The organism is Peribacillus frigoritolerans (assembly GCF_004358755.1).
Lineage (GTDB): Bacteria > Bacillota > Bacilli > Bacillales > Bacillaceae > Bacillus_P.
On record NZ_SMZY01000002.1, the window covers coordinates 927842 to 940522 of the forward strand.

The 12681-nt window shown below is 41.4% G+C and carries 7 protein-coding genes; 3 read left to right on the forward strand and 4 right to left on the reverse strand.

All coding sequences use genetic code 11. The annotated features are described in order from the left end of the window. Window positions 1-71: 71 nt before the first annotated feature. The 4 genes from E2R53_RS12005 to E2R53_RS12020 all read right to left on the reverse strand — a co-directional run bounded on the left by E2R53_RS12005 (window position 72) and on the right by E2R53_RS12020 (window position 9021). Entirely contained in the window at window positions 72-2195 is a 2124-nt protein-coding gene (locus tag E2R53_RS12005) for a type IA DNA topoisomerase (RefSeq protein WP_133311970.1), read from the reverse strand. A gap of 258 nt (window positions 2196-2453) precedes the next feature. After that, the gene (locus tag E2R53_RS12010) at window positions 2454-3425 is read right to left on the reverse strand and encodes a LacI family DNA-binding transcriptional regulator (RefSeq protein ID WP_133311971.1); all 972 of its coding nucleotides are present in this window, start codon (window positions 3423-3425) and stop codon (window positions 2454-2456) included. 78 nt (window positions 3426-3503) lie between these two features. Continuing rightward, entirely contained in the window at window positions 3504-6848 is a 3345-nt protein-coding gene (locus tag E2R53_RS12015) for a GH36-type glycosyl hydrolase domain-containing protein (RefSeq protein WP_133311972.1), read from the reverse strand. A 4-nt stretch (window positions 6849-6852) separates the two neighbouring features. Continuing rightward, entirely contained in the window at window positions 6853-9021 is a 2169-nt protein-coding gene (locus E2R53_RS12020) for a glycoside hydrolase family 3 N-terminal domain-containing protein (RefSeq protein WP_206197377.1), read from the reverse strand. A 446-nt stretch (window positions 9022-9467) separates the two neighbouring features. Between E2R53_RS12020 and E2R53_RS12025 the strand changes: the two genes are divergently transcribed. The 3 genes from E2R53_RS12025 (at window position 9468) to E2R53_RS12035 (ending at window position 12575) form a co-directional block, all read left to right on the forward strand. Continuing rightward, window positions 9468-10730: a sugar ABC transporter substrate-binding protein gene (locus E2R53_RS12025; RefSeq protein WP_133311973.1), complete on the forward strand. Its 1263-nt coding sequence runs from the start codon at window positions 9468-9470 to the stop codon at window positions 10728-10730. 83 nt (window positions 10731-10813) lie between these two features. Next, window positions 10814-11701 (forward strand): carbohydrate ABC transporter permease, encoded by an 888-nt coding sequence (locus E2R53_RS12030; RefSeq protein ID WP_133311974.1) that lies wholly within the window; start codon window positions 10814-10816, stop codon window positions 11699-11701. A 19-nt stretch (window positions 11702-11720) separates the two neighbouring features. Continuing rightward, complete coding sequence (locus E2R53_RS12035) at window positions 11721-12575, forward strand: carbohydrate ABC transporter permease (protein ID WP_133311975.1); 855 nt, start codon at window positions 11721-11723, stop codon at window positions 12573-12575. The last annotated feature ends 106 nt before the right edge of the window (window positions 12576-12681 follow it).

The following is a 12681-nucleotide window of genomic DNA, read 5'->3' on the forward strand; positions in this document are numbered from 1 at the left end:
CAACCCCATTTTCCCCAGTTCATATTCTCTTTATTATATCGGACAAAAGTCCCGGAATTTGAATGGAGAATTTAAGAGAAAGAAAATTCTATTTTCCCTTCTTTCAGAACAAGGCTTGCATCAAATGGTTTCTTGCCTTTAAAACCTTTCAGCTTATTCGTTTTCCCTTTAAGACACAGCTGTTTAATTTGCGCCGCTGAAATCGATTTGCCCAAAAGCTTTTTCGGAAACGTCTGTTTGCAGCCTGTTTTGTAATCTGTGCATCCGTAAAAAGTCTTGCGGTCCATGATGCTTCCCTTTTTACATGCAGGGCAAACACAAATCGCTTCCCTTGTATCTGCAGCCTGAGGTGCAGCCACTTCTAAATTCTCCATGCTCACACTAGCCTGATCAAGCAATGTGAAACAGAATTTTTTGGCTGTATCAATGAAGACGTCTTTTGACTTTTCCCCGCTGCCGATGCCTTTAAGATAAACCTCCCATTTAGCCGTCATTTCCGGCTTTGAAAGGAGTGTGCCCTCAACAGCTTCACAGAGAATTTCCCCTTTGCCTGTAACGAATACCTCATTCTTTTTGACTTCAATGAATTTTCTCATCAGCAATGTATCAATAATCCCTGAACGTGTTGCCTCTGTCCCAAGTCCCTCGGTACTGTTAAGGGCTTCTCTCATTTCTTTGTCTTCAACATGCTTGCCTGCCGTTTTCATAAGGGTAATCAGCTGGCCCTGAGTGTAAGGTTTAGGCGGCTGCGTCATGCCATCCTTAACTTTCACAGAGGCTGCAGCTGCTTCCCCATTTGTGACTTTCGGAAGCATTTGATCTTCTTTTTTTTCATCCGTTTCCACGGGGTCTTTTTGATACAGTGACTTCCACCCCGGATTCTTCATTGTTTTGCCTTTACTGATGAAATCATTCTTTCCAATAGAAGTCACAATGGTTGTTTCATCGTACACATAGTCCTCCATGAACATTCCAAGTGCTGTTTTTATGACTTCTTCATAGACAGACTTTTGCTCATAGCTAAAAGAGTTGAAAACAGCAGAACTGACCTTCTTTTCAGTCGGTACGATAGCATAGTGATCACTGACACGCTTAGAATCTACGTATCTCTTTGTTGGATGCTGCCGCACAGGATCAAAAGACAGGGAAAGTGCCTGCTGATACTGGCTGATGTTTGCTTTAATGTAACTGAACTCTTCATCTGTAATATATTGCGAATCTGTCCGAGGATAGGAGATGTATCCTTTTTCATATAATGATTGAGCCGTTTTCAGCACCTGGCTCGGACTCATTTTCCTTTGTTTATTCAGCTTTGCCTGCAGAGTGGACAAGCTGTGAAGCTTTGGTGAAGGCACGCGTTTTTCTGCGACTTCTGTACTTTTAACTCTTGCATCATACGTTTTCTGATCTGCCGAAATATCAGGACCTGCTGCTGCAAACAATTCTTCTGATGTTTTAAATCGGCCTTTCAGCTTTCCTGTATATTCCCCGTTCTCGACCTTGAAGGCTGCCTGCATTTCGAAGAAAGGTTCTGGTTTGAAATTTTCAATCTCTTTTTGCCGGTCATAAATTAATTTTAATACAGGGGTTTGTACTCGGCCAACACTGAACACATCGCGGATCCCCTTTTTTTGAAGGTGCAGGGTATAGAGTCTGCTGGCGTTTAATCCGACAAGCCAGTCCGATATTTGCCTTGCTTGGGCTTCGTGGAACAAATGAATCGTTTTGCTGCCGTCATACAGCTCATTAAAGCCTTTTATAATCGCGTTCTCCGTTAATGAAGAAGTCCAGAGACGTTTTATCGGCTTTTGGTTTGCACCAGCCATCATGATCAGCAGGCGCGCAATGTTTTCCCCTTCACGGGCAGGATCTGTTCCGATAATAATTTCATCCGCTTCTTTTAATAGCTCTTTCACAATCTTAAATTGCTTTGCTTTTCCTTTACTCACTTTATACAAAAACTGGTCTGGAATAATCGGCAGCGTCTCAAGCCTCCATTTTTTCCATTCATCTTTATATTCATCGGGATTTTTAAGCTCAACTAAATGGCCGATTGCCCATGTGACTTTCGCTCCATTTGGAAAGACAGGGCACGCCCCAATCTCCAAGTATCCCTCTCTTTTTACAAAAGGAAACGGAGCAGCGAGTTTACGCCCCTGATCAGGTTTTTCTGCCAGTATAAGAACTCTCGACATACTTTTATGAACCTCTTTTCAAACATTTAATTAAGGGACACTATGAATCTGCTGTCCTCTCATTCTATCTACAGTATGAAACATCTTCTCTGAAAAAGAAATACATGATACGGTGCCGCCAGATACTAAAATAGAATTTTGCCTATGTTTTCGGCTCTAATATCCGGTAAAATCTAATTTTACACTAGACAAACGAAAGGCGGGAATGGAAAGAATCGTCACAGATTCCTTCCACTCCCGCCTCCAATTTGGTGCGGATTACGCTTTCTTTTCTCCAATTGATTCGCCTTCTACCAAGGTCACATAAATCCGTTCATTTTCTGCAGGCACATCTTTGATCAGCTTCAATAATTGTTCAGCAGCAACCGCACCCCACCTGCGTTTTGAATAGTCAATCGTAGATAGCCGGGGCTTGGTGTGATGTGAAACCTCCAGGTTGTCAAATCCGATGATATGAATGTGCTCTCCTGCATTGTATTCTGTATTAGCCAAGTAATTGTACATGCCAATCGCCATTTCATCATTTAAGCAAAAGGCAGCAGCAATTTGATCATAGTCATCAATGATTTGCCCTGCGGCCCGCTCTCCCGCTTCTTTAGTAAAATCCCCTGGTATTTCTGTATATTCAATATGAGGATACCTTTGTACGGCCTGTCTTACTGCGTTTAATCTCTGCATCGAATCGAATGAATCTTCCGGACCTGTCACCACATACAGTTTCGTATGTCCTTTCTCAACAATATGATCAATGGCAAGTGTGGCGCCCGCTTTATTATCCAATAAAACCTGATTAATATTTGGATGTTCGATTTGCCGGTCGAGTATCACTATTTTATGTCCCCGCTCTGCATACATCAAAAGTTCGCCGCTTGAAAACGTCGAATCAAGAATAATCGCACCATCAATCATGCGCTCAGGCAAGTACCGATGAGAATGCTCCCCGCTGCAGACAATCAGTCCATAGTCATTCCTGCTGAGAGATTCCAATATTCCCTGAAGCAATTGGCCATAAAATGCTCCGCTGAAATCAGTCAGATAGACACCAATTACTTTCGTCTCTCTCTTTTTAAGGTTCCGGGCCGCTGCGTTAGGAATATAATTTAATTCTTTCGCAATGGCTAAAATTTTCGCGGAGGTTTCTTCTGTAACTTTAGGGCTGCCGTTTAGTGCGTAGGATACCGTTGATATGGAAACTCCTGCTTTTTTAGCGATATCTTTAATACTGACCAAGAAACTCTCTCCTATCTCTTCCCTTAACATTACAGCTATTATACAATACGGCGGTCAATCACGACCGCCTGCTGTTCATCACATAAAAATTTCAATCTCAGCTGTATGATGATCAAGCCTTTTTTCCAGTTCATCACTTGGAATGCGTATGCCGCTCTCGCGGTATTGATTTTTCAGGATTTCTCCTTCAATCTCATTCCCGTTAATTAGAACATGGCTTAGTTTTTCACCTTTTATGCGGTAAGTAAACGTAATTTGCCGTCCCATATACTCAAATTGAAATTTAAGGCCATTTAATCTTTGAGGAATCACGGGATCGATGACTAAGTCACCTTGAATTTGCCGGATTCCGAGACAATTGGAAATCAATTGATTCATATAAATGCCGGGACCGCTTGAATAGATTCTCCATCCCCCTTTAACAGGGACTGTGCCATCGCGCAACTCGTTGAATCTTTCCTGTGCCTCGTAGCGGTTATTGAATTTCCCGTCCGAGCTGCTGAAGTAAGCATTGCTTTGGCGGCGTTCAGCGTTTGGAACGGTCTGACTAATGCCAACGGGATTAATTATAGAAAGCCCGTCCCAAACCTCATCCACTTTTCCGAGCTTAGCCATCGCTTCTACATAACGGATATGCGCATGCACATATTGAAGTCCTACCTCACGGCCAAAATTGGCTGCTTGTTCCGCCCGTTTAAAATGAGTGCTTACCCCTCCTGCGTACTTTGCAGGCCGGTTCATTAAGCGGACTCCATCCGGGCAATAAAGTTCCTGTTTAATCAGCTGATAATGTGTTTCAGCCTGTTCAGGCGTAAGCAGTTCGCTGATCATGCTCCGTGTCATCGGCAATAGACGATAGCTGATGCCTGTCTTTGTATCTTCCGGGTGAAGCATAAGCTCTTCCTCGCCCTTTTTTTCCATGTAAATAAATCCAGGAATCACATCCGTCTGCAGCATATATTTATTGAAATCAGCTTTAATTCCTGCAGCAAGTTTTTCGAGACTGTCAGCCTCTTTTCCATCCACTTCCCCAAGAACTTGTGAAAACTGGCTGATCACCTGATATGTCAAGGCTACTGTCCAGCTGCTGACCATATACTTTTTCAGACTGGCATTTGCAGGCTGCAGAGTATCATCCCAATCTCCGTCACCATAGGAAGACAGATAAGTGTCATGCAGGAAGTGCTGTTTAATATAGTCAATTTCTTTGTTTGCATGATCTAAAATTGTTTTTTCCTCGTCCGTATATTGGAAGGATCCGCGGATGGTATATGGCACTTTTTCAGTTAAAATACTGTAGTCCTTAGTAACAGCAAGATAATCACCCAGTATTTTAAGCGGCCAGACGATAATGTCGCCGTGGCTTTCACCATGCTGGATTTTAGAATAGTTGTCAAACATAAACCATTGCGGCCAGTTTCCATCATCCTCATATTGATGGGAGTATACGGTCTTGATAATTTCGCGGACGGAATCATATTTTTGTGTCGCCATGAAATATTCAGCTGGCCCCTGGCACACATCCCGTGTACCCCATGCAGCCCCTCCGTATTGTTCAAGACCGTGTGGAACGGAATAATGGACAAGCATATTGTGGGTGTACCACCAGGCAAGGTCGTTCACTTTTTCAACTTCTTCGGATTCCCCGTCAGGCAATGACAAACGGAAACCATTCATGACCTCTTGATAAAATTCGCGGTAACGTTCGATTTCCTGTTCTGCATCAAGAAATGACACAGACCTTTCTTCTCCGTGAAGATGTCCCGTGAAGATTATGTTCCATTCACTAGATGCAGATAACTCCATCACAACTAAGGAAGCAGAAAGCGGCTCAGCATTTTCGGCAAGCGCCCGCTCATCTTTAATCACCGGATCTGTGCCTTCTACTTGAAGACGATACATTAATTCCGGATAAACACCAGCACTGTCTGATGCAGCATCTGCATGAAAAGTGAGGGTTTGACCATCTTTCGCCATTTTGAACGATGTTTCATATTCATTATTGTTCATTGAAACTTGGTTCGTGACAAGATAGCGATAGGCGCTGCCATTTAGAGAACGGACATGCAAATGAACTTCCGGAGAATCAACTGTCGTGAAATTTGTAATAATCAGCATATCTTTTTCAAACTTATAGTACCAGCGGGCATAATTGAACCCCATTTCAAACATAGACGGCATCGTTAAAAGCTGATAAACTCCATCTATTTCCGCATATATGCGCTGTCCTGATGTTTTCATTGCATTCAGCGCATTTCGGGTGTTAGTCAGCATTTTATTAAAGGAAGTATTTCCGATTACAAGCTGTGAATTGAATACACCATACATATAGGATGATGTCGTAATAATTTGATCAGTGAGCCTGTCATTGTTCCCTGTCATCAGAATATGACCATGAGGACGTTCGACAAGCATTTCCTTTTCCTTTAAAACGATATGCTCATGTGTATCTGTAAAGAAGGAAAGCAGAGTATCTCCGTCCCATTCTTCCTGATGTCTGTCCGGAAAGTACTGATCCACTTCTTCTATGGTCATAGAAAGTGTCCGCAGTGGCGTTCCTATGTCAGAAGATGGTGAAATCTTTCCAATAGATTGAAAATCTTTCTTGCTTTCTGTCTTATATTCATTCCATGCATCCTCTGCCTCATTTGCATATTCCAGTGCAGCAACGGCTTCAGGATGATTTTCTTTGAATAGGCCATAAAAAACAACCTGTGCTTTCCCTGCTAATTTCACTCGTTCCGATTGAAGAGCTGTATAGGCAAATTCATATTGGTACACTTCATTTGCCAGATTTTCTTTAGTTAATGCTTCTGGAATGTTTGTTTCTTTATAAGATAAACCATAAAACTGATATCCGTCCGTTGAATAGCCGGCAGCTTTTGTCAGGGCACCCTGCTGAATATAAGGAAATCCAGAGCTCTGAGGCTGATTTTGGCGGGAGCACACCACATAGCCATAACGCTCATGTTCAAAGACCCGATGGTCAATATATTGGGAAAGGTATGCTTCGTTTGTACGGACTGCCCATTTGTTTGCAATTCCCAGATCTTGACCGTAAATTACGTCTGCAATCACGTCATGCCCTTCAAGCTGAATATTCCAATACCAAATGCCTCTTTCTGTTAATTGAAATGTCACTTGATAGGAAACTTGTTCAGCTTTTCCTTCCCAAATAACCTCAGTATCTGTAAAGGATACTGTGCTGTCAGACTGTACACCAATCAATGGAAAAAACTGAATCTCACTTTCTCTATGCAAGCGCAAATATAAATTATTTAATGATCCGTCTATCGGATTTGAGATACACTGATTAATCATTGTATCTTTATGGGTGGCCACTCTCAGATCCCCGCTGTTTAAAAAGCTGAAGCAAACATCTCCCGCTTTGATGTCAATTGTTGAACCAGTCATTGTTGTCATGTTTTTATCCCTCATTTTCTTTCAATAATTCGAATGGCAGAGCAATAACATCCGTACTGTTTGCACCTATATAAATATGAAACTTGCCCGGATCACTTTTGTATGTCAGGTCTGAATGATGATAGCGAAGCTTTGCTTCGGATAATTCAAACGTCACTTCTTTTGTTTCCCCAGGGTGCAGAAGAATTTTCCGGAAATCTTTCAGTTCTTTTACAGGATGGACAACTTCTCCTGCCAGATCTTGAACGTATAATTGAACGGTTTCTTCTCCGGATGCTTCACCTGTATTTGTCACCTTCACAGATACTTGCAAAGCCTCTTTTTCTGTAATGGCATCCCCAGAGAGTCTTGCTTCGCTATAAGCAAAACTTGTGTAGCTTAGACCGAATCCAAACGGAAGAAGCGGTTCATTAGGGATATCCAGATATCTTGAAACATAATCATCCTGTGCATGTTCTGGCGGGCGGCCGGTGTTGAAGCAATTGTAATAGACTGGCACTTGTCCGACAGAGTGTGGAAATGACATGGATAAACGACCTGATGGATTAACATCTCCATATAATAAATCTGCTATGGCTGCACCGCCCTCTGTCCCTGGGTACCACGCTTCAAGTAAAGCATCCGATTGATCGATCACACCGCGCAAATCCAGTGGACGGCCATTAAAGAGAACCGTTACAATCGGTTTATTCAGCTGCTTCACCGCTTTGATTAATTCAACTTGTATTTCAGGAAGGCGGATATTCGACCTGCTTTTTGCTTCACCGCTCATACCAGAATGCTCGCCTAAAGCAAGCACGACCACATCCGCTTTTTGAGCTGCCTCCAGAGCTTCCTCAAGCTGACTTTTATTCCCCTCTTCAATCTCACAGCCTCTGGCAGTATGGAGCTTTGAAGATTCCAGTTTCATTTTAAACCCGTCTGCGAGCTTTACAGCTTCATCTTCTGAACCGAGCCATGACCATGGCCCTAAAAGATCGCCGCTTTCAGCAAACGGTCCAATAAGAGCTATATTCTTGTTTGTGTTTAAAGGAAGAACGTTCTCATTTTTTAATAGAACACAAGATTTTACAGCAAGTTCTCTCGCTGTCTTACGGTGTTCCGCGCTAAGAACAACTTCTTTTTCAAGCTGCACATCTGCCCCCCGATACGGGTTATCGAATAATCCTAATTTTTGCTTCAGCTCCAAAATCCTTAAGACTGCTTCATCAACAAGCTTTTCATCAAGCAAATCCGCTTCTATTAAACTCTTTAAATGGTTGACGTAACAGGCAGTCATCATTTCAATATCAACTCCTGCCTGAAAAGCTTTAAGTGCTGCTTCTGATTCATCAGCGGCGACGCCGTGTGGAATCATCTCTTTGACTGCTCCCCAATCAGATATAAGAACACCGTCAAATCCCCATTCCTCTCTCAGTACATCCCGCATCAGCTTCTTATTTCCGCTTGCAGGAATGCCATCTACTGTATTAAAAGCCGTCATAACCATCTCACAGCCTGCATCAAGCGCTGCCTTATATGAAGGAAGATAATATTCACGCAGCGCACGCTCCGACACATCAACGGTATTGTAATCACGTCCGCCTTCAGCAGCACCATATGCTGCAAAGTGCTTCACACATGCCGCAACCCGATTCAGATCGGATGTTAAATCTGTCCCTTGAAAACCGCGGACAAATGCTTCTGAAAATCGGCTATTAAGATAAGGATCTTCTCCCGTTGATTCCATCACTCGTCCCCATCTCGGATCACGCACTAAATCAACCATAGGCGCAAACGTAACGTGCACACCGGACACAGCAGATTCTTTAGCAGCAATCTCCGCACTTTTTTCAGCTAATTCAGTGTCCCATGAGCATCCGATTGCAAGCGGCACTGGAAAAATAGTCTTAAATCCGTGAACCACATCCGCCATGAATAAAAGCGGAATTCCTAATCGGTTTTCTTTCATATGGGCAGTTTGAATATCCATAGTTTCTTGCGCTCCTGATGCACCTAAAACAGATCCGCTATTTTGAATAACATCCTTTGTGATTCCCATTTCTGCCATAGGGCCTGTTATTTGACCTTCACTGCTCGCTCCTTTATAAAAAGGAGTTGCCAGCTGCATAAACTGAGCAATCTTTTCATCTAGTGTCATCTTTTGGATTATAGAGTTCAGCTTTTGTTTCACTATTTTCACTCTCCATATATTAGTAGATTCATATAACTTATGTAATAAAAACGTTTCGATTTACTATTTAATTGGATTATAAACGCTTTCATTTTGTGAGTCAAACAATATCGAAACGTTTTTAACGGTATTAAATCACTTCATATCCTATTTATTAGCGAATAAATAATGGAATTATGTTGTAAAAATGATAAAAATCCAAAATTTTATGTTGAAAACGATTACACGCTCAATTATAATAGCCCTATCGAAACGTTTCTACGGTTTGTTATATTCCTTGCTTTGATTAGAAATAGGACAATCTCTATTTTTTTCTTCTTAATAGAAACGTTTCACTGAAGGAGGATGGGTTAAATCTTTCAATCTTATACCTTTCTTTACTTTTAATGCTTAACGTTTACACCATTGATTCTTATCAATGAATTACATGAACTGGGGGAAATAAAATGAAGAAATCTGCAAGATTTAAGAGCAAAAAATGGATAAGTGCTGCAGTTTTAGGAACATTGCTTGTTTCTGGTGTGATGGCAGGCTGTTCAAGTAATTCAGCATCATCGGATAAAACGACGATCACTGTCTGGGGCATGGGCGAGGAAGCAAAATCCCTTCCTAAAATTGCTGATGAATTCGAAAAAGAAAACCCGAAAATTGAAGTAAAGGTTCAGGCAATTCCCTGGGATACAGCGCATGATAAATTATTAACCGCTGTTGCTTCAAAAAAAGGCCCGGATGTTCTGCAGATGGGAACAACCTGGATTCCTGAATTTGCTTCTGCAAATGCATTAATGGACTTAACACCTCACATAAAAGATTATCCGGAGCTTGATCCTGCCAAGTATTATGAAGGATCCGTAGAAACAACTAAATTTGAAGATAAAACGGTAGGAGTGCCTTGGTACATTGATACGCGAGTTCTCTATTATCGTACAGATTTGCTGAAAGAAGCAGGCTATAACGAAGCTCCTAAGACATGGGATGAACTTCAGGACGCTGCAAAAAAATTATCTGAACGCGGAAAAGGCAAGTATGGAATAAGCCTTGATACAAAAGAACAAAGCTTGGCATTCATGTTCGCAAGACAAAATGGTTCAACCCTGCTTGATGACCAAAATAAGCCACTGTTCAACGAACCGGAATTTATTGAAGCTGTTGACTACTTAAACGGATTTTTCAAGAATGGCTCCGCCCCTAAAGATGAACTGGGAATTGATATCATTCAAGGCTTCCGGGATGAAGGAATTCTTCCAATGTTCATCAGCGGTCCATGGATGATTAAACTTATTAATGACCAGGCTCCAGAGCTTGAAGGGAAATGGGCTACAGCTGTTCTTCCCGCAAAAGAAAATAATATCTCGGCACTTGGCGGATCAAATCTATCGATCTTTGAACATACAAAAAATAAAGATGCATCTCTAAAATTCTTAGCGTACATGAATAAACCTGAAACACAGCTTAAGTGGATGGAAATGACAAATTCACTGCCATCAACAAAAGCAGCTTGGGAGGATGAATCTTTAAAAGAAAACCCTCTTTACAAAACGTTTGGGGAGCAAATGGAGCACTCACAATCAATGCCTGTAATGAAAGAATGGGAAAAAATTGCCCAAACTTACTTAAGCACCTTTGAAAAGATTTACCGCGGCGGTGCAGATGTAGAAAAAGAATTAGATCAGTTCAACAAGAAGTCCGAAGAAATTTTAAACAAATAGAGTGACAGAATTGAGCTGACAGGCAGAGTCCTCTGTCTGTCAGCCATCATCAATTATTGGCTAACGTGAAAGAAGGGATTCCCTTGAAAAGCATCATTAACAACAAAACACCGTATTTCTTCATAGCTCCTGCGATTATCTTGTTGTTCTTGTTTTCATTGCTGCCAATCTTTGTGGCTCTGATGATCAGTTTCACAGATATTGATTTAGCAGGATTAGCAGATTGGTCAACCATAAACTTTATTGGATTGCAGAATTATACAGATGTTTTAAGCGATGAAATCTTCATTAAATCTATCTTTAACACTCTTTTTTACGTAATCTTTGGGGTTCCGCTTGTTATTATCTGTTCCCTTGGAATCGCTCTGCTTATTAACTATGGAAAAGCACGTATTTTCAAAGCCTTCAGAGCTGTATTTTATATGCCTTCAATCACTAATGTTGTAGCAGTTGCCGTTGTATGGAGTTATTTATACAACCCTCAATTCGGTTTGTTCAACTACATATTGGAGCTGCTTCATATCCCTCCCGTCCCTTGGCTGCAGCACCCTGTAATGGCAAAGGTATCATTAATTGCTTTAGCTTTATGGCGTGCAATCGGGATCAATATGATAATTTTTTTAGCAGCACTTCAGGGTATTCCAAAAACGTATTACGAGGCGGCTCAGCTTGACGGTGCAAGTGATTGGAAACAGTTAACAAAAATCACCATTCCTCTGCTGCGCTATGCGATTTTCTTTGTCTCCATTACTACGATGATCGGCTGGCTGCAATTTTTCGAGGAGCCATTTATCATGACAAAGGGCGGACCGCTAGACAGCACAACCTCCGTCGCATTATTTATCTACCGCAATGGATTTCAGCTGAGCAACTTTGGCTATGCTGCTGCTGGCTCGTTTATCTTGTTTATCGCCATCATCATTGTGACAATGATTCAATTCAGATTACAGAAAAAAGATGTTGATTATTGAGGATGAAGAGGTGAGTACGATGAAAACAAAGACAATGAAACAGCCGGTGTATTTAACTGAAAAAGAGCGCTATAAACAATGGACACTAGGCATCATTTTAACTATTGCAGGCTTTCTTATCTCCATTCCATTCATATGGATGATTCTCTCGGCTTTTAAAACTGAGAGTGAAGTCATGCAAATACCGCCAACCCTATGGCCAAGTGAATTTACCCTTGAAAATTTTGTTAATCTTTTCGTCAACATGAATTTTGCCGTTTACTTAAAGAACACCATTATCGTCGTACTTTTTTCTTTTGCTGGATTATTTCTAAATGCGATGGCGGGATATGCATTTGCAAAATTCAATTTTAAGGGAAGAGAAAAGATTTTTTATATGGTGCTTGCTACTATGATGATTCCTGGACAAGTCACGATGATTCCTGTTTATTTAATTTTGAACCAATTGCAGCTGACAAATACAATGGCGGGAATTGTCTTGCCAGGTCTTGTTGGAGCCTTCAGCATTTTTCTGTTCAGGCAATTTATGTCCACTATACCGGATGAATTACTTGAGGCGGCAAGACTGGATGGCGCAAGCGAATTTCGCGTTTTCCTGCAAGTCGTCCTGCCGATCTCAAAGCCAATTCTTGCTGTTCAGGGTATCCTTACCTTTATTGCAGGATGGAACAGCTTCTTATGGCCATTAATTATCGCAAATGACGAGGCACTGTATACTCTCTCAGTTGGTTTGTCTTTATTAAAAGGCCAGTATGGAGGAAACTTTGCCCTGCAAATGGCAGGATCAACCTTTATGGTCGTTCCGATCATAATCATTTTCATCTTATTTCAGAAACACATTATTGAAGGATATACGATATCGGGAATGAAGTAACATGAAAAGGAAAATCGGTGTTGAGAGGGCCTGCAATTTATGCGGGTCCTTTTTTTGGCTGTGTTCAGATAGATTGTTGTTTTTGATTATAAATGTTGTCCCTTAC

Bases quoted from the DNA above. Each gene is read 5' to 3' on its own strand.
- E2R53_RS12035 (WP_133311975.1), top strand. From the start codon at position 11,721: ATGAAAACAAAGACAATGAAACAGCCGGTGTATTTAACTGAAAAAGAG.
- E2R53_RS12025 (WP_133311973.1), top strand. From the start codon at position 9,468: ATGAAGAAATCTGCAAGATTTAAGAGCAAAAAATGGATAAGTGCTGCA.
- E2R53_RS12005 (WP_133311970.1), bottom strand. From the start codon at position 2,195: ATGTCGAGAGTTCTTATACTGGCAGAAAAACCTGATCAGGGGCGTAAA.
- E2R53_RS12015 (WP_133311972.1), bottom strand. From the start codon at position 6,848: ATGACAACAATGACTGGTTCAACAATTGACATCAAAGCGGGAGATGTT.